At 39.4% G+C, this 18,300-nt stretch carries 16 protein-coding genes and 1 pseudogene; 6 read left to right on the top strand and 11 right to left on the bottom strand.

Annotated elements, in window-relative coordinates:
• Positions 1 to 432: 432 nt before the first annotated feature.
• Positions 433 to 1,533 carry a reverse transcriptase domain-containing protein gene (locus H6G73_RS04635; RefSeq protein WP_190601777.1) on the top strand — a complete coding sequence of 367 codons (1,101 nt, stop codon included), beginning with the start codon at positions 433 to 435 and terminating at the stop codon, positions 1,531 to 1,533.
• A gap of 7 nt (positions 1,534 to 1,540) precedes the next feature.
• Positions 1,541 to 2,410: a hypothetical protein gene (locus H6G73_RS04640; RefSeq protein WP_190601778.1), complete on the top strand. Its 870-nt coding sequence runs from the start codon at positions 1,541 to 1,543 to the stop codon at positions 2,408 to 2,410.
• Between the two features lie 191 nt (positions 2,411 to 2,601).
• Here the strand turns inward: H6G73_RS04640 and H6G73_RS04645 are convergent, their stop codons facing one another.
• The 4 genes from H6G73_RS04645 to rimI all read right to left on the bottom strand — a co-directional run bounded on the left by H6G73_RS04645 (position 2,602) and on the right by rimI (position 7,180).
• Positions 2,602 to 2,994: a hypothetical protein gene (locus H6G73_RS04645; protein ID WP_190601779.1), complete on the bottom strand. Its 393-nt coding sequence runs from the start codon at positions 2,992 to 2,994 to the stop codon at positions 2,602 to 2,604.
• A complete protein-coding gene (locus tag H6G73_RS04650) occupies positions 2,987 to 3,544 on the bottom strand; it encodes a Panacea domain-containing protein (RefSeq protein WP_190601780.1) in 558 nt (185 codons plus the stop codon). The genes H6G73_RS04645 and H6G73_RS04650 overlap by 8 nt, the downstream gene beginning before the upstream one ends.
• Positions 3,545 to 3,771: 227 nt before the next feature.
• Positions 3,772 to 6,243 carry an ATP-dependent Clp protease ATP-binding subunit gene (locus tag H6G73_RS04655; protein WP_190601838.1) on the bottom strand — a complete coding sequence of 824 codons (2,472 nt, stop codon included), beginning with the start codon at positions 6,241 to 6,243 and terminating at the stop codon, positions 3,772 to 3,774.
• 361 nt (positions 6,244 to 6,604) lie between these two features.
• Positions 6,605 to 7,180 (bottom strand): ribosomal protein S18-alanine N-acetyltransferase, encoded by a 576-nt coding sequence (gene rimI, locus H6G73_RS04660; protein WP_190601781.1) that lies wholly within the window; start codon positions 7,178 to 7,180, stop codon positions 6,605 to 6,607.
• Positions 7,181 to 7,745: 565 nt separating this feature from the next.
• On the opposite strand from rimI, the gene lysA reads away from it, so the two are divergent.
• The 3 genes and pseudogenes from lysA to H6G73_RS04675 all read left to right on the top strand — a co-directional run bounded on the left by lysA (position 7,746) and on the right by H6G73_RS04675 (position 11,018).
• Positions 7,746 to 9,140 carry a diaminopimelate decarboxylase gene (gene lysA, locus H6G73_RS04665; RefSeq protein ID WP_190601782.1) on the top strand — a complete coding sequence of 465 codons (1,395 nt, stop codon included), beginning with the start codon at positions 7,746 to 7,748 and terminating at the stop codon, positions 9,138 to 9,140.
• A 207-nt stretch (positions 9,141 to 9,347) separates the two neighbouring features.
• Positions 9,348 to 10,272: pseudogene (cdaA, locus tag H6G73_RS04670) on the top strand (diadenylate cyclase CdaA).
• Positions 10,269 to 11,018 carry an isoprenyl transferase gene (locus tag H6G73_RS04675; RefSeq protein ID WP_190601784.1) on the top strand — a complete coding sequence of 250 codons (750 nt, stop codon included), beginning with the start codon at positions 10,269 to 10,271 and terminating at the stop codon, positions 11,016 to 11,018. Before cdaA ends, H6G73_RS04675 begins: the two are co-directional and overlap by 4 nt.
• Positions 11,019 to 11,200: 182 nt before the next feature.
• Here H6G73_RS04675 and H6G73_RS04680 read toward each other — a convergent pair whose 3' ends face one another.
• The 6 genes from H6G73_RS04680 to H6G73_RS04705 all read right to left on the bottom strand — a co-directional run bounded on the left by H6G73_RS04680 (position 11,201) and on the right by H6G73_RS04705 (position 16,027).
• A complete protein-coding gene (locus H6G73_RS04680; protein ID WP_190601785.1) occupies positions 11,201 to 11,473 on the bottom strand; it encodes a DUF3143 domain-containing protein in 273 nt (90 codons plus the stop codon).
• Positions 11,474 to 11,489: 16 nt separating this feature from the next.
• Positions 11,490 to 12,035, bottom strand: coding sequence for a J domain-containing protein (locus tag H6G73_RS04685; protein ID WP_190601786.1), 546 nt, complete (start codon positions 12,033 to 12,035; stop codon positions 11,490 to 11,492).
• 265 nt (positions 12,036 to 12,300) lie between these two features.
• Entirely contained in the window at positions 12,301 to 13,356 is a 1,056-nt protein-coding gene (gene mnmA / locus H6G73_RS04690) for a tRNA 2-thiouridine(34) synthase MnmA (RefSeq protein ID WP_190601787.1), read from the bottom strand.
• A 152-nt stretch (positions 13,357 to 13,508) separates the two neighbouring features.
• A complete protein-coding gene (locus H6G73_RS04695; RefSeq protein ID WP_190601788.1) occupies positions 13,509 to 14,285 on the bottom strand; it encodes a sulfite exporter TauE/SafE family protein in 777 nt (258 codons plus the stop codon).
• Positions 14,286 to 14,788: 503 nt separating this feature from the next.
• Positions 14,789 to 15,427, bottom strand: a complete 639-nt coding sequence (locus H6G73_RS04700; protein WP_190601789.1) for a hypothetical protein — start codon at positions 15,425 to 15,427, stop codon at positions 14,789 to 14,791.
• A gap of 273 nt (positions 15,428 to 15,700) precedes the next feature.
• Complete coding sequence (locus H6G73_RS04705) at positions 15,701 to 16,027, bottom strand: YbjQ family protein (protein WP_190601790.1); 327 nt, start codon at positions 16,025 to 16,027, stop codon at positions 15,701 to 15,703.
• A gap of 268 nt (positions 16,028 to 16,295) precedes the next feature.
• Between H6G73_RS04705 and H6G73_RS04710 the strand changes: the two genes are divergently transcribed.
• Positions 16,296 to 16,976, top strand: a complete 681-nt coding sequence (locus H6G73_RS04710) for a tetratricopeptide repeat protein (protein ID WP_190601791.1) — start codon at positions 16,296 to 16,298, stop codon at positions 16,974 to 16,976.
• Between the two features lie 502 nt (positions 16,977 to 17,478).
• Here the strand turns inward: H6G73_RS04710 and H6G73_RS04715 are convergent.
• Positions 17,479 to 18,261 (bottom strand): ion transporter, encoded by a 783-nt coding sequence (locus H6G73_RS04715; RefSeq protein ID WP_190601792.1) that lies wholly within the window; start codon positions 18,259 to 18,261, stop codon positions 17,479 to 17,481.
• Between the last annotated feature and the right edge of the window lie 39 nt (positions 18,262 to 18,300).

The following is an 18,300-nucleotide window of genomic DNA, read 5'->3' on the forward strand; positions in this document are numbered from 1 at the left end:
AAATAATATTTCTTAAGAGTAAAAGCGATACCTGCGGTAAGTAATGCTAACCTACATCTTCCAACATTAGCTAACGAGGAGCGATCGCATCTCCTTCACCTTGAACTAGGAGCGATACCTACGGTAAGCTAACGCACTATCTTCCGCTCTAAAAATTATTCGACGCATTTCTTCACGTCTTGTAAATTTTGTACTTGACCATATACGGACATTTAGCTATACAATATATAATAGCTAAACAAAAATCATCAAATTTAGATGATTTATTTTATTACCTAATTAAATCACTTGCGGGAATAAGTATTGATTTCCGTTGTTGATCCTGCGACGGTGTATTTCACGGTTAGCTTTACGGCGTTTCCATCGTCTCGAACTGCTTTTCCTTTTATGAATAAGCGAGAATACATCCGCAAGTGATATTTTTTTTAATTCATGACGGACAAAGTGCAAAAAGGCTCAAATTTCATTCTTAAATACAAACCTGAATTTTTAGCAGAGAAATTTTATGCTTTGAAAAATCCAATGGATATAGCCGACCTTTTAGGTATTTCCTATGGTCGTCTTGTCTATCATATATATGTTATAGAATCTGAAAATCGTTATAAAATTTTTGACATTCCTAAAAAGTCTGGTGGTATTCGTCAAATATCCACCCCGATAACAGCACTTAAAATTATTCAACAAAAACTTAATCAAGTCTTAAAAACCGTATACAAACCAAAGGCATCAGTACATGGCTTTGTAAGTGATAAAAATATTGTGACTAATGCTCAAGCCCATACTAAAAAACGCTATGTTCTCAATATTGATTTAAAAGATTTTTTCCCTTCTATGAACTTTGGTAGGGTGCGAGGTATGTTTATGGCTACTCCTTATAATTTACCTCCAGATGTAGCAACAGTTCTAGCACAAATTTGTTGTCATAACAATCAGTTACCTCAAGGCGCACCAACTTCACCAATAATTACTAATATGATTTGCGCGAAAATGGATAGTCGATTACAAAGGTTAGCTAAAGATTGTAAAGCTACTTATACAAGATATGCAGATGATATTACTTTCTCCACAACTTTACCTCAATTTCCCAATGATTTAGCATACACAGGGACTGAAGAAGATACAGAAAAAATTTTGATTGGTAATCGTTTACTAGCAATTATTCATGAAAATGGGTTTGAGGTAAATGAACAGAAAATTAGATTGCAAGTAAAAGGTAATCATCAGGAAGTAACAGGATTAACAACTAATATTTTTCCCAATGTTGATAGAAAATATGTGCGTCAAATTCGCGCTATGCTTTATGCTTGGGCTAAGTTTGGACTTGAAGCTGCGGAAAATGAATATTTTGAAAAATATGTATCTAAGTCAAGATTATCCATAAAACCAAAACTAGAATTTCAGCAGGTATTAAGGGGTAAAATTGAGTTTATAGGCATGGTTAAAGGTAAAGAAGATTCTATTTATCAAAAATATATGAACCAATATAAAATATTAGCTAGATTATCAATTGTTAATAAAAATAGCGAGGATTAATTAATAGATGGATAATTTACAAAAAATATTACTGGAACAAATAAATTTAAACTTACAAAGTATTTTCTTATATATAGAAAAGTTAACTAGAGAAGAAATTAAGATAGATTCTACTAAAATATATTTGATTGATTATTCAAATCATGAATGGCTAAATATATCAGCATATCAATCTATGAAAGAAGAACTTGAAAAAGAAAATCAAGAAGCGGTTAATGCTATCATGAACAAAGATTTTGGAGAGTATTGCCGTAAATTATGTCTCCAAATAGAAATTTTACTTAATAAGTTTATAATGGAATATGATAAAGACAATATTCAAGATACTGAATCTTCTAAATTTAAGAGATTAAATTTTTTCTTTAAAAGAGTAAAAGAAGAAGATAAACAATACAAGAAGACTATTACTAATATTATGAATATTAGGGATATTAGCAGTCATGGAGATTCTAAAGGTAGGTCAATATCAAACAGAGTTGAAATTAAAGGTAAGAGTATAAAAATAAAGCTGGAAAAATTAAAAAAGACTCTTCTTAAAGAAGAAGTACAAAATATATTTTCTGAATTTATAGATTATCGTCATCCGGGGAATCCAAATATTACTGGTGATATTAAACAGGGATATGCTTATATTCTTTTATATAATTTAAAAGATGAATACTTTGATTCTCATTCAATTATAAAACATATTGAAAACAATAGAAGACTTGTATACCAACATAAACTAGGAAATGATTTCAAGATTGTTTTAGATAAGTATCAACCTGAAAATGAACTTAAAAGATTTTTTGATGAACAAGAAAAAAATTATACAACAATAAGAGATACAATGAACTGGTTTATTCAAGAAATAGGTAAACATCTAACCATAACTTAGCAACTTCATAATGATGACTAGAAAATACAACCTTATCACTCTATTTTCGCTCATAAATTTGACAATTTCCCTCACCATCACAAAGTAATAACAAAATGTATGGAGGTGATAAAATCGGATCAATCCATACTTCTGTAAATTCCCAATTATTATTGATTTTCAAGTAAACCTTTCCTATTATTAAGTTTAATTCAATCAACTCCTAAGAATTTCTTCAACGCAGTTTTATATTTATTCTTCAACTTCTTAGAAATTAATCCTCCCTGTTGAATTTGTGATACAATATCAGCAGATAAACAATCTTTGGGAATAGGACTACCAGAAGTTATACAAATAGCAAGATCATTTGCATCCATTTCACGAGCAAAATAGTAAGCTATAACAGATTCCTTTTTAATAAAACTTGGTAAACTCGGATCTGGTGTTAAAACACAAACTCTTTCAGAGTTATTTTTCTTGTCTGTTAAATTAACAAATAAATATTTATTACCAGAAGTCTTTGCAATTGCGACGTAAAAATGTTGACCATTAGGAGGTGTATCAATTAAAAATACATCTCCTATGTTTATAGAAATACTAGACACTTAGCACCTCATCTAAATATGCTTCCCTCAGTGCTATTTGTCTAATTTCCTCAATTTCTTCCTCACTTTTACCAACATTTTTCAGAATATCTTCTACTAAAATGGGAATAGCAGAACCATGAGGATCTTTCCACTCTGGTAAATCATGAGTCCATTCAGCAACATGAAATGGATCAAGATGTCCAAAGGTTTGATATACCTCTTGAAGAATCTCCTCTTCCTCTTCACATAGTTCATCATTTCCTGGATCTTTGACTAAGTAAACAAAGTTCTTATCACCAGGAGAAATGTACTCAGACCACAGAGGTAGAGCATCATCAACAGGTTTACCTTTAATTAGATCATAAACACCACTAAGAACAGGTCCATAATCCATTGATACATAATGATCACCTGTAATTGGCTGTTCTATTCTTTCTAACGCAATACGATCAGCTATATAGAGCATTTTTAGCAAGCCTAAATACTTGATAGGCTTACCATGCAGCTTCATAAGTATAGCTGCTGCTTCTACAGCTTTTTCTAGATGAAACCGAAACTGGATAGACATAATTATCCTTGAGAAGCAGTGTAGTACCTATATATTATAACTTTGATCTGAAACCGCGAAAATTTATCACACCAACCCCGGATTATATTATGACTCAGTTTATTTCAACTTTGATCTTTTCCCTTTCTCCTCTTTGCGCCTTTGCTCCTTAGCGCCTTTGCGCGAAACAAAAAAACGGCGGAGAACCTACATCCTCCACCGCTTATTTAACTATTAAAAAATCCTAACTACGACTCAACGCCTTGGGGTAACAACTCCCGACGTTGTTGAGCAGTAACCTGCACAGTGCCATTATCATCAACATCAACATAAGCAACATCGCCATCTTTGATGCGTCCAGACAGAATTTCTTCCGCTAAACTATCTTCTAACAGGCGCATAATTGCCCGACGTAATGGTCTTGCACCGTAGCTGGGGCTGTAACCTTCTTGAATCAGGCGGTCTTTGAAGCGATCGCTCACTTCCAAAGTAATGCCTTTTTCGGTCAACCGACCAAACACTTCCTTGAGCATAATGTCGGCGATTTCGGTAACTTCGGCCTTGTTCAACTGACGGAAGACGATAATTTCATCCAGACGGTTGAGGAACTCAGGACGGAAGTATTGCTTCAATTCTTCATTCACCAAAGAGCGAATGCGGTTGTATTGAGATTCGGTCTGGTCTTCAGCAAACTCGAAACCAATACCGCTACCGCCTTTCTCAATCACCTTAGAACCAATGTTGGAAGTCAAAATCAACAAGGTATTCTTGAAGTCTACCGTGCGACCTTTTGCGTCGGTTAAACGACCATCTTCCAAAATTTGCAGCAGCATATTGAACACATCGGGGTGCGCTTTTTCGATTTCGTCGAACAGCACCACGGTGTAAGGACGGCGGCGTACAGCTTCCGTTAGCTGACCACCTTCGTTGTAACCGACATAACCTGGAGGGGAACCAATCAACTTACTGACGGTGTGACGCTCCATGTATTCGGACATATCCAAGCGAATCATTGCTTCTTCAGAACCGAAGAAGTAAGAAGCCAAGGATTTCGCTAATTCAGTCTTACCTACCCCAGTAGGCCCTGAGAACACAAAACTAGCGATGGGTCGATTGGGATTCTTCAAACCGACACGAGCGCGGCGAATCGCACGGGAAACCGCTTTCACAGCGTCATCTTGACCAATGAGGCGCTGATGCAAGGTGTCTTCCATGTGCAGCAACTTCTCGGATTCAGATTCAGTGAGTTTGTTCACTGGTACACCTGTCCAGGAAGCAACGATGTGAGCGATGTCTTCTTCTGTAACTACAGGTTCAACACCATCTCCACTAGCACCGTTGGTTTTGCTTTGAGCGATCGCCCGAATTTCGGCTTTGATTTCCATTTCCCGATCGCGCAATTCTCCGGCCCGGTCAAAGTCCTGAGAACGCACTGCATCATCTTTTTCTTTTAAGATTTGCCGCAGTTCCTTGTCTAACTCCTTCGCTGCGGGAGGCAATTGGGAGTTAATCAAGCGTACCCGTGAACCGGCTTCGTCGATTAAGTCGATGGCTTTATCTGGAAGATAGCGATCGCTGATATATCGATCAGACAATTTCGCTGCTGCCACTAAAGCTTCATCGGAGATTTTTAACTTGTGGTGTTGCTCGTAGCGATCGCGCAAACCATATAAAATTTCAATTGTTTCATCAACGGAAGGCTCACCCACCATCACAGGCTGGAAGCGTCTTTCCAACGCTGCATCCCGTTCAATGTGCTTGCGGTACTCATCCAAAGTGGTCGCACCGATACATTGCAATTCCCCTCTGGCCAAAGCTGGTTTGAGGATATTTGCGGCATCAATGGCCCCTTCAGCAGCCCCTGCACCAATTAAGGTGTGAACCTCGTCAATTACGAGAATTACATTACCCGCCTGACGGATTTCATCCATGATTTTTTTCAGGCGTTCTTCAAATTCACCTCGATATTTAGTACCTGCTACGAGCAAGCCGATATCCAGTGTCACCACACGCTTATCTTCCAGGATGTCTGGGACATCTTTGTTGGCGATGCGACTTGCTAAACCTTCAGCGATCGCTGTCTTACCAACCCCTGGTTCACCAATCAACACCGGGTTATTTTTCGTGCGCCGACCCAAAATTTGAATCACCCGCTCAATTTCCTTGGCGCGTCCCACCACAGGGTCGAGCTTGTTATCAACAGCCATTTGGGTCAGATTGGAGCCGAACTCATCCAAAGTCGGGGTCTTAGTCCGACCGGAGGGGCCACCGGGAGTAACTTCAGCAGTTTCACCCAACATGCGGATGACTTGGGTTCTCACCTTCGACAAATCCACACCCAGGTTCTCTAGCACCCTGGCTGCTACACCTTCCCCTTCGCGGATGAGGCCCAACAGCAGATGCTCGGTGCCAATGTAGTTATGCCCCAGTTGGCGTGCTTCTTCCAAGGATAGTTCTAAAACCCGCTTTGCCCGTGGCGTAAACGGAATTTCCACGGCCACAAAGCCTGAACCCCGGCCTATGATTTTTTCAACTTCAATGCGTGCATCTTTGAGATTGACACCCATTGATTTCAGAACCTTGGCGGCCACTCCTGTGCCTTCCCCAATCAGACCCAGGAGGATCTGTTCGGTTCCCACAAAGTTGTGACCTAAACGGCGGGCCTCTTCTTGGGCCAGCATGATTACCTTAATGGCTTTTTCTGTGAAGCGTTCAAACATGGCATTTTTCCCATCACCTGCGTCGTGCCGGTACGCTGATTTTAGCACAGGCTAAAATTTTGGATGCCTGTATAAAGAAATTAGACATCCAAGAACCATCACACAGGTTAATGAGTTAATTGCTAGCTATTTATGACTTTTTATGCAGTTGTTGTACTGAGGAGCTTGATTTCAGAAGGATTTTTGGGGCTAGCTGCAAACAACAGACCGTCAATGTTGAGACTTTGTTTACCCAGTCCCAAAGACGACTATATATCATATACAGGGAACCAATGTCAATGTTTTTGATTTTTATATAATTTTTCGTTATAAAAATATTTTTTTCATGCCAATATTCTGATGAATTGATTTATAGAAAAATTTAACTTTTTTCACCCAATGGCTGATCACTAATTACCAATGACCAAGATGATTTGGCCAAGCGATCGCACACTGTCGCATGTAAATCCTTTAAGGTTGACAGAAACTGTGGTTCTTGTAAGCCTGAAAGCCACAGCACTAAGGCATCTTCACTATTATCTCGATAATAGCCACGTCTTCGCCCAGCGGTTTTAAACCCAAATTTTTGATAGAGGGAGATGGCCACTTGGTTAGAAGCACGCACTTCCAAGGTTGCTCTCTCCAAATTGCGATCGCAGGCGATCTGAAGCAAAGAATATAGTAAAGCCTGTCCTAGACCTTGATGATGATATTGGGGATGAACCGCCAAAATTGTAATGTGTGCTTCTTCTAAAATTGACCAAAAACAGCCCATACCTAGCAACTCCGTGCTAGAGAAAGGCGCAAATAAACCTAAAAAATGGCTGTTAGGACTCTCTAACTCTCTTTTGTAGCCTTCCATTGTCCATAAACCATTAAAGCAGGCCCTATCAAGATCCAACAAAGCACTTAAATGCTCTGTATTCAAGAATTGAATTCTTAAGTCTAATAAACTCACAGGGATTAGTGATTAGTAATTGCTACGTGTCATTAATTCTCTAACTTCTTCAGCCAATAATGCAATCATTTAATACTACCGTGGTCATTGTCAGTTAGAGAGGTACAAGGGAAGCAACACAATATATACAATTGGTGACTGGCAATGATGAAACCTGATTGATGTGTTCAGGGACTTTACAAGACTTGTAACCACAATCATAGTCTCAATAATGAAGAAATTAAGTTTAATTATCACTTTGATATTTTTACTAACAATCTTTGCGATTCCTGCTCAATTTAATTTGAACTCAGCATCATTGATCACTGTCGGCAAGAAAGCTGAAAGGTTTGCTGAAACAAAAGTCGCAAACCAATTATTGATCATCGTGAATAATTTTTATCTGACAATGGGTTGAATCTAACTGTAGTTATTTACTCTCAACAAACACATTACTGATTAATAAAATTCCCATTCATCACTGTGCAGCTGTGCTATATAACAAATGGCCAGTCAGGCTGTAAACTGGAAATCGGGAAACCTGATTACGCCCGTCATTTTCATCAAAGACGAATCTTAATTAATTATGGTATCGACTCACCCCGTCGAAGTTCAACCTTCTGGCAGTCAATATTTGTCTCCTCAGCGCCACAGCAGCGCTAACCTTTCGCCTAACCAACAGCTTTTACCTTTGACCGCCAAAGTTAATCATCACGACATCTTAGAAATCGGTGGGTGTGATGTCACAACTCTGGTGGCACAATTTGGCTCACCTTTGTACATTGTAGACGAAGAAACCCTACGAACAGCTTGCAGGCAATATAGAGATACATTCAAGGAATACTACAAAGGCGAATCTCAAGTATTGTATGCCTCCAAAGCATGGAATTGTCTAGCTATTTGTGCCATCGTTGCTGCGGAAGGCTTAGGAATTGACGTAGTTTCTGGTGGTGAACTTTACACCGCACTGCAAGCGGGTGTGAGTCCAAATAAAATTTATCTCCATGGGAATAATAAATCTCGTGAGGAGTTAGTTTTAGCCATTGAGTCTGGTTGTACCATTGTGGTGGATAACTGGTACGAGCTACAGACCTTGGTGGAATTAGCTCCAGCCGATTCACCCATCCGCATCATGTTGCGGTTAACCCCAGGCATTGAATGTCACACCCACGAATATATTCGCACTGGACATTTAGATAGTAAATTTGGCTTTGACCCCAACGATTTAGGTGAAGTTTTTACCTTTGTCAGCCAACAACCAGGTTTAAACTGCATTGGCTTACATGCTCATATTGGGTCACAGATTTTTGAACGTCAACCCCATCGAGACTTAGCGGCTGTCATGGTGCAGTGGTTGAAAGATGCTGCTAATTACGGTTTAAACATTACCGAGTTAAATGTGGGTGGTGGTTTAGGGATTAAATATATCGAATCCGATGATCCCCCCAGTATTGAAGAATGGTCAAAGGCTATTTGTGAAATAGTGCAACAAGCTTGTCAAGAAGCAAATTTACCTTTACCAAAATTATTGTGTGAGCCAGGGCGATCGCTTATTGCCACATCTTGCGTTACAGCTTACACCATTGGTTCTGCTAAAGTCATCCCCGACATTCGCACTTATGTTTCTATTGACGGGGGTATGTCCGATAATCCTCGCCCCATTACCTATCAATCAGTTTACCGGGCCGTTGTCGCTAACAAAATGTCTGCTCCCCTCACAGAAACAGTCACTTTGGCTGGTAAACATTGTGAATCAGGGGATATTCTGATTAAAAATGCCCAACTACCCAAAACTGAACCAGGAGATATTCTCGTAGTTATGGCAACTGGTGCATACAATTACAGTATGGCATCTAACTATAACCGTCTGCCTCGCCCGGCAGCAGTTTTAGTGGCGAATGGTGAAGCAAATTTGATTTTGCAAAGAGAAACATATCAAGACCTAATTCGACAAGATTGCCTACCAGAAAGACTTAAATAGTTCCAGAAGTTCAGTAGGGGTTTAGCATTGCTAAACCCGTACAATCGTTTAGCAGTTGGACTTCGTGAAGCTATACTGACAGGATTTTAGTAGTTGAAGAAGTTGATGAGCATATCCCTCTACAACTTCTGTGACTCCTATCAATTCTGTAACTTCTGTGACTCCTGTAACTTCTGTAACTTCTGAATTCTTATTTATCCAGATGTCATGAGAGATTGGTGGAAGCAATGGCTGACGAACGTGGGATGGTCGCAGTCCTTGCTGCCAAGGATACTCGATTTAGCCTTAGTTCTGGCGTTGACTTATATGATTCTTGTCATCATAAATGAACGTCGAACACTATGGATGGTAAGGGGATTCATAATTTTAATGCTGGCTTCAGCACTAAGTGCTAATTTAGGGTTACCACTGCTCAATTTTGTCTTGGAAAAATTAGTGATTGGTTGTGCTGTGGCCATGGCTGTGGCATTACAATCAGAGTTTCGTCGTTTTTTAGAGCAACTAGGACGAGGAGAATTTTGGCAGTTATTTCATCATCACCGCTTGGCAGTACCCAAGTCTGATAGTGTAATTGATGAAATTGTGGAAGCAGTGAAGGAGTTGTCTAAAAATCGCATTGGTGCATTGCTAATTTTAGAAACTACAGGGCCAATTGATGAGCGTGACTTTTCTGTTCCCGGTGTGAAGTTAAATGCGGAGGTGTCTAAGGAACTGATTCAAACGATTTTTCAACCCAAGACCTTGTTACACGATGGAGCCACCTTAATTAGGGCTTCACGGATTGTATCATCGGGTATAATTTTACCACTGTCTGGACGCACAGCCTCACGCCAGTTGGGAACACGCCATCGGGCAGCGATGGGAATTACAGAAAGGGTCGAAAATTGCATTTGTGTTGTTGTATCAGAAGAAACGGGTTCTATTTCCCTAGCGGAACGAGGAACCCTATATAGACCACTCACCATCAGAAAGCTGAAAGAATCTTTGGAGTCCAAATTGTCTCCTACTGTAGATCGGGAAGCTGTGGCCCCTGGTCTTTTCAGTTTGATGCGTCAGATTGGTAGTAAGGCGCTAGCATTGGTTCCACGTTTACTCAAGATTACCATCGACCGCTTCTCAAGATAAAAAATGACAACTCAACAAACTAATTTGCAATATTTGCCTTCTGACTTAAAACCAGAATTACTACCCCAGCACGTTGCGGTGATTATGGATGGCAATGGTCGATGGGCAAAACGTCAAGGTCTACCTCGAATCATGGGACATAAGCGGGGAGTTGATGCCCTCAAGGATTTGCTGCGCTGTTGTAGGGATTGGGGAATTAAAGCGTTGACTGCCTATGCTTTTTCTACAGAGAACTGGAAACGACCACAGGAAGAAGTGGAGTTTTTGATGAGTTTGTTCCAGCGGGCATTAAGGCAGGAACTAAAGGAAATGGTAGAGGAGAATGTGCAAATTCAGTTTGTGGGCAATTTGCAAGCTTTACCAAAAGCGCTTCAAGAAGAAATTTCCCGTTCCATGGACGAAACTAAAAATAATCGCAGTATTAAGTTTACAGTAGCGACCAATTATGGCGGTAGACAGGAAATTTTACAAGCTTGTCGAGCGATCGCCCAAAAGGTACAACAAGGTATATTAAAACCAGATGAAATTTCTGAACAAATATTTGAAAGCCATTTATATACAGCTGGGATAACTGACCCAGATTTGTTAATTCGTACCAGTGGAGAAATGCGGTTATCAAATTTCTTACTCTGGCAAATGGCCTATGGAGAAATTTATATTACTGATACCCTCTGGCCAGATTTCGACCGGGCTGAATTCCATCGGGCCCTGTGTGCCTATCAACAACGGAACAGACGTTTTGGGGGCGTTTAGCTGATAGGTCAAACAGAAAATCAGACGTTCTTGGGGAACGCCTATACAAAAATCAATAAAGAGTATGATATGGCAATGGACAGAGCGGTTAGGACATTAACTAAGAATAAAACTTAGACAGCAAAAGGCTTTTAGCACTGTTACCTGTTACCTATCACCTGTCACCTGTCACCTGCTATAATTTAGGGGCCTGCAAAAATTGCTGCTTCAATATCTTCACGACTGAGAGAATATTTAAAAGCACGTTGAATATCTTGGCCATTTTCTCCAGCATTGAGGTAGCGGACTGTAATTTGTTCAATGTCTAGTGACAGTTCTGCTTCCCAGTGTGGTTTTTGTATATACCAGCAATGTAAAGATGTTTCATCTTGCTGACAACCTTGATTTTTGAGCCACTGTTCAATTTGGGGCAGGGGGTGGTTATACAGGGGTGTGTCGGAAGGAAGCATAGTCACAATTAACAATTAAAATTTAAAAAAATTCGATTTTTCCAAAGGTGAAGGCTTGGCAAATATGGAGCATGGATTGTTGGAGGAAGGTGGCTGCTTGAGGTACGGGAGTTTGTAAGGGTGTGTCACCACGGAGAATACTCACAACAATAGCTAACAGCATACAACCCACAAAGGTTAAACCTAACACAAATAATACAAAAATTTCGCCAGAGGACAAAGGGCGATCGCTGGCATCAAGATACATGGATTTTGACCAATCATGTGGTTTAATTCCTTGATGTTGTAAGTCCCTTGGTGCTTGAATGACTCCAAACCGAGAATAGCCAATCTTCAAATCATAACTTAAACGCCGTTCTGGATGACTGAGAGTGGCGTAAGCTTCGTTAATTTCCTGGAACTTGGCAGTAGCAATACTAGTAGGTAAGACTGTAGTGTCTGGGTGATATTGCTTGCTCAATTCTCGATAAGCGCGACGGATATCAATTACAGATGCAGAAGGATGTAGTCCTAGCAGGGAGTAATATGTAGGTTCGCTGCTTTGTAGCTTTGTCCCGGTTTGACTCACGGCTTTGATTCACTCGGCTCAAATCTGTTTTTTTATATTCTAAATCCCATAGGTATTTACAGGCGACAGGTGACAGGTAACAGGTGACAGGTGACAGTGCTAAAAGCCTTTTTGTATCTAAGTTTTAGTTGTAGTTAATGTCCTAACTGTCTTGTCTACGGCTGTAATTTCATCAGCTTTTACACATTAGACATCTGGTGAAAATAAATGTAGAGACGTTACATCTAACGTCTCTACCTTCTTGTTTGGAGATATCTAAAGGTATTTATGAAAACTGTTCAATGATTCCCCCACCTAACACCTTGTCTCCTTCGTACCAAACTGCGGCTTGTCCAGGGGTAATGCTGAATTGAGGTTCATCAAATACCAATCGGACACGGGAATTTTCCAAAGGAATGACTGTGACAGGAACAGGGGAAGAACGATAACGGATTTGGACTTCGGCCCGGATGAGGGTTGATGGTTCAGCAATGGAAACCCAATTTACCCGATTTACTTTACATTCTGGCTGAGTTGCCTTGGTGCGATCGCCTACAACGACACGATTATTTACAGCATCTAACTCAATCACATACAGTGGTTCTGGGGCGGCAATGCCTAAACCCTTGCGTTGACCAATGGTGTAGTGATGAACTCCATCATGTTGTCCTAGCACCTTACCTGTGGCATCAACAATATCACCTTTTTTGGGAGCCAAGTATTTATCTAAGAAGGCTCGCATGGAACCGTTACTTTCCACCAAACATAAATCTTGACTTTCTGGTTTGTCAGCGGTTTGCAGCCCATATTCAGCCGCAATACGGCGAGTGTCGGCTTTATTCAGTTCACCCAAGGGAAAAATAGAAGCTTCCAGTAAATCTTGTGATAAATCGTAGAGGAAGTAGGACTGGTCTTTATTTCGGTCTACAGCCCTGAGTAATTGGTAGCGGCCAGTGGTGTGATCATAGCGAATTTGGGCATAATGACCTGTAGCGATGCGATCGCATCCCAATTGTTCACGGGCATATGCCACCATCGGTCCAAACTTCACCGTTTTATTACATTGAGAACAAGGTAACGGTGTAATTCCCGCACTGTAACCAGAGACTAAATAATCAACAATATTGGTTTGAAAAACATCCCGAATATCAACGACTTGATGGGGAATACCCAATTGTTCACAAATACCTGCCGCGTCGATCATTCCTTCAGAGCAGCATTGTCCTTTGCCTTTCATTAGCCAAAGGGTTAAACCAATTACTTCATAGCCCTGATTATGGAGAATAGCGGCCGCTGTCGAGCTATCAACGCCACCAGAAAGACCAACGACGACTTTTTTCATATCGTTACAGCCCAAGGGCACCTTACACTTTCAATAGTGCTAACTCTCGGTACTAAATTTCCCGGAGCTAAAAGACTGTCCAATTGTAGCATATATTCCTACAAAGCCTTGTGAGTTCGGGGTATGGCTCGTCAGGCTACACTATTAAAAATCTAACCGCGAATAAAGAAATAGGTTGTCATTCCAGAGGCTACAACAATGACAAAGATGCGAATCAAGCGGGGGTCTAGTCGTCGTGCATAATGAGCGCATAAATAACCCCCAAGGGAACCACCCACAGCCATCAGAACTGCTTGGTGCCAAAGAATTACACCTGCAAAAATAAAGGGAATAATCGCAATTCCGTTAATGCAACTACCAAGAAAGGCTTTAAAAGCATTCATACTGTGAATATTTTTAATGCCCAAAAATGTTAAAGTTGCGAGCATCAGGATTCCTAACCCTGCACCAAAGAAACCACCATAAATAGCGATCGCTAGTTGAGTAAGTAGGAGAATAAATAAAGGTGGAGATTCTGAGATAGATTTTTTACTTTGAAATTGCAACCACTTTTTTAATGGTTCGCTAAATGTAAATATCAGTGTTGCTGAAAGTAATAAATAGGGAAGCAACTTTTTAAATAAATCAGCCGAAGTATATAACAAAATTACAGAACCAATCACCCCACCCACTAAGCTAGTACCACATAGGAGTACCATTTCTCGTCGAGGTATATTCAAATTATGACGATAAGCTCCTGCGCTAGCAATTGATGCCACCCACAGTGCCGTATTATTGGTGGCATTAGCAGCTATCGGCTCTACACCCGTAAATATCAAGGTGGGAAAGGTAATGAAACTGCCACCCCCTGCAACAGCATTTAGTGCACCCGCAATAAAGGCGGTACCAAAGAGAAACACACTATGAATAATTGGTAAATATTCGGCCATTCTTTGTCAAAGGTGTGGTTGGCAATGAGTTTTTCTGTCATACAGACATAGTTACTATGCTGACAATACACCAAGGGACAGCCAGTAAGAACATGTTTGCACCAATACTTGTTGTTCAGGAAAAACTATGTAATTAATATACACTAAACCGACCAAAAAACCGTATTTTATCTGTAAAATAGACCTATGTAAACAAATTCAACCCTTTTCAACTCCAAAAACTAGTGATACAGCGATGGACAGAGCGATTAGGACATTAACTAACACTCACACTTAGACAACCAAAGGTTTTTAACACTGTCACCTGCTATATTTATGACCTCGCAAATTCTTGTCAAAGCTCAAATTAATTTTGCACGACTACTTAGGGCTTGCTGCTAACCAAAAAAAAGCACGTGAGTATATCACGCACCCTATAATTCCCAGATAATGGATTTTTAAATTTCAGCAAGATGATCAGTTAATTAGAGTAATATTGGATTTTGAATTTTTAGTTGGTTAGCTCAATGAGCATAATTATTGGTACGAGGTGTAGTACGAGCACCAACGACGGCTCCCATTAAAGCTGCGGCTAACCCTAATAAAGAACCAAACACAAACCATAATAAGGCTCTAGAGGTAGTAGCCGCAATATCGCGAGCTTGTTCAGCAGTGACTGTTGGTAGGTTCTGGGGTACGGTAGTTCCTGATTGTTGGATTTGATTCATCACCGATGCTGCATTGTAAGCTGCAACACCAAATGCACCCCAAACCCCATTTGCTAACAAGAAAGAACTTAATGCTAGGGTAGTGGCCCAGAGAATTGCTCCGTTGAGTAGGGCTGTGTTTCGATTCATGGGGCCACAACCACGAGTTGTAATCCAACCACCAATAAATAGAGAGATTAATAAAGCAATTGTTGACCACAAACCAACATTACCAGCAATATTTGGGGCTATTGTTCTCGGTGCACCCGAGTTAGCAATTGTGCCAGCACCAACTGCTCCAAATAGTGAGCTTAAGATTAATTGAGTTGCCAAAGCCACTAAAACACCAGAAATAATGGGGCCCCACCGCACGCGATCGCGATATTCATTTACCCGTGTTGCTACGGTAGATTCAGTACCAATAATGTCATCACCAACTCTATTTACGTAGGACATAGTGTATTGTCTCCAGCCGTGTTTTAGCTAAGTTTCTCAGGTTATATTTATGCTTATGTTTTAAATTAAATTCCTATTTATGGTTTTTAATCTCTATCACGAGAAAGAGTTAAATACTGTATCTAGAGTTATAAAGGCTTTCCCTATATGGATTCTGATTTTTTTAAGAAAAATAGAGACATTTATCGATATTTGAAATCAAGAAATACTAAATATAATTGAATTTTTAAAAAATTATTTTTTACATCTTACAAATTATCAATTATCGCTAAACTAACGGATTTTGACTGCTGTACCTGTAGCTGTAATTAGTAATAAAAACCCAGATTGGTCTACATTGATAGTACCTGTATCAATTTCTATGCCAATTACGGCATCTGCACCTAAACGTTGTGCTCTGAGTTCTAGTTCTTCTAATGCTTTACGTTGCCCTTGTTCAAAGAGACGCTCATAGCTGCCAGTACGTCCTCCCACAACATCACGAATACTAGCGAAAAAGTCCCGCAGAACGTTACTACCATACACTACTTCGGCGGTCACAATTCCCAAATAGGACTGAATAACTGCTCCTTGAATGACATCGGTGGTTGTTAAAAGCATATGATTGACCTTGCTGATAGGTAAGTGGGTACGATTTGACAAAGGAGAGATGTTTCTATAAATAGTTTACCCATTACTCCGATTTTATCTTGTGAATGAGAAACTAATTATGATGATCAGTATAAAATCTAGCTTACTCTCAGCAATACATATAAATATCAGTCATTATTAATATTTTGTAAATATGAATAAATACAGTTTTCAAAATTCAATATTTTTGTTTTAATGTACAAGCAAAAACTTATCTGAAAATTTCAGGAAATTTACTGTGGACAAAAAACTAGCAGTTTTAATTACATGTCTATTATTAGGATGTTTCGTCGGCAGTAGACCTTTGGCTGCTCAAGCAGAAGTGGTAGTGGCCCAAGCTAGAAACCCTGAGTTAAAGCAACTATTTGAAGAAGGACGAAGATTAGTAGATGCTGGAGATTATAATGGAGCGATCGCTATTTATCAGCAAGCCGCAAGATTAGATCCCCGCAATGCCAGAATCCATTCTGGTATGGGCTATTTATACGCGCAACAAGGGAATTTTTCTTTAGCCTTAACTGCCTACCGAAGAGCGATCGCTATTGAACCTAATAATAGCGATTTTTATTACGCTGTCGGTTATATCAAAGGTAACATGGGAGACACCAACGGAGCCAAAGAAGCTTATCGTCGTGCTATCCAAATCAATCGTGGTCATGTTAACGCCTATTTGGGCTTAGGTGTCACTCAAGCTACCTTGGGAGACTATGAAGCTGCAATGTGGGCCTACGAACAAGCTATTAACTTAGATAGAAATAATGCTCGTACCTATGAATTAATGGGTTCTATGTTTAAACAAAGACGACAAAGTAGACAAGCTAGTAATGTCCTGCAAAAAGCCCGTGATTTATATCTGCGTGGGAATGATCAAGAAGGTGTAGATAGAGTAGAAGCAATGTTGCGAGATATTGGCGGTTAACAACTCACCATAGCGTAATTAATTACAGATATCATCAATAGCGATTCAGACAACAATATGATCTTAGTTCATCGAGTCTATACAGAAGGCTAGTAGAAGGAGAAAAGAATTCTCAGTTTTGCCTAACCATTTAATACTTCTATTCAACAACGCCAAAAACATATATGTGCATCTACTTCAGTTTTTTTGGCATTTTGGCAGATTTTTTCAAATTTACGTTGTTATCCTAGATGCGCGAATGTCTTTGTGCGATAATTCCGACTTGCAGAATCCCTCGGTTCCCATCCGGGGGTATTTTTTCTAATTACACTAATTTTGATATTCTACCTCCAAAGAATTATTCAGAGAGTAAGATAAATTTTTTACATTCTCTCCTGACGATAGAAGTAATAACCCAAAAACATAGATAAATTAATATTCAGACTAGTCCACATTCCAATGTCTTTGATCATTCGCTCCGGTGGTTATTCCTCGCTGGAGTTATTTTTTGGTTCAGGATTATTCAGGACTTGATTAATTTAGTGCCACATCTTTTACAAAATGCTGCATCGGCATCATGAAAAGATAAACCACATCCAGAACAGACGGTTTCTATCTGATTAGCGGTTTTCACTAACCGTCTAATTAAGTCCCCAACTTGCCAAGGGATAACTGCTACTCCTGTTAAAATCATCAACAATGTTAATAAACGACCAAATTCAGAAATAGGTGTGACATCTCCAAATCCTACTGTTGTCATGGTTACGACTGAAAAATAAAACGCATCTAAAAATGTTTGAAAAACATCTGGATTAACTGGGTGCTCAACTTGATAAATTAAGCCAGAAAAAACGAAAATAATCGCGAATAAAGTAAAGAGAATACGGGTAAAAATGACGCTATCTTCGTTACTAATCGCCCCAAAGAGAAATTTTTGATCAATAAATCTGAATAGTCTTAAAATCCGAAACCAACGCAATAAACGAATAAAACTGATATCTACCAATCCAAACAAGAATGGTAATATCGCCATTAAATCAATAATGGAATAAAAACTAAAAATATATTTCAGCTTATTTTCTGCACTCCATAAACGAATTACATACTCTACAGCAAAAATAATTAATATTGCTGTATCTAGAATTTTTAATTGCATCCGTGCATCATCAGGAATGTTATAAGTTTCTGCGACAAAAATTCCTGATGAAACCATGACAAGAGCCGCAATCGTGAGATTAATGATTTTGCCTAGAGGTGTTTCCAAGTCCGTTAGATAAAATTCTGTTTTTTCACGAATTAGTAACATAGATAACAAAATTTAAGTTTAATTAATTGGCATTCACTA

The sequence above is a fragment of the Richelia sinica FACHB-800 genome (assembly GCF_014698825.1).
Lineage (GTDB): Bacteria > Cyanobacteriota > Cyanobacteriia > Cyanobacteriales > Nostocaceae > FACHB-800.

Coding starts and splice junctions, on each gene's coding strand:
- H6G73_RS04705 (WP_190601790.1), bottom strand. CDS start 16,027: ATGCTTTTAACAACCACCGATGTCATTCAAGGAGCAGTTATTCAGTCC.
- H6G73_RS04675 (WP_190601784.1), top strand. CDS start 10,269: ATGACAACTCAACAAACTAATTTGCAATATTTGCCTTCTGACTTAAAA.
- H6G73_RS04650 (WP_190601780.1), bottom strand. CDS start 3,544: ATGTCTATCCAGTTTCGGTTTCATCTAGAAAAAGCTGTAGAAGCAGCA.
- H6G73_RS04640 (WP_190601778.1), top strand. CDS start 1,541: ATGGATAATTTACAAAAAATATTACTGGAACAAATAAATTTAAACTTA.
- H6G73_RS04695 (WP_190601788.1), bottom strand. CDS start 14,285: ATGGCCGAATATTTACCAATTATTCATAGTGTGTTTCTCTTTGGTACC.
- H6G73_RS04655 (WP_190601838.1), bottom strand. CDS start 6,243: ATGTTTGAACGCTTCACAGAAAAAGCCATTAAGGTAATCATGCTGGCC.
- H6G73_RS04700 (WP_190601789.1), bottom strand. CDS start 15,427: ATGTCCTACGTAAATAGAGTTGGTGATGACATTATTGGTACTGAATCT.
- H6G73_RS04635 (WP_190601777.1), top strand. CDS start 433: ATGACGGACAAAGTGCAAAAAGGCTCAAATTTCATTCTTAAATACAAA.
- lysA (WP_190601782.1), top strand. CDS start 7,746: ATGGTATCGACTCACCCCGTCGAAGTTCAACCTTCTGGCAGTCAATAT.
- H6G73_RS04715 (WP_190601792.1), bottom strand. CDS start 18,261: ATGTTACTAATTCGTGAAAAAACAGAATTTTATCTAACGGACTTGGAA.
- mnmA (WP_190601787.1), bottom strand. CDS start 13,356: ATGAAAAAAGTCGTCGTTGGTCTTTCTGGTGGCGTTGATAGCTCGACA.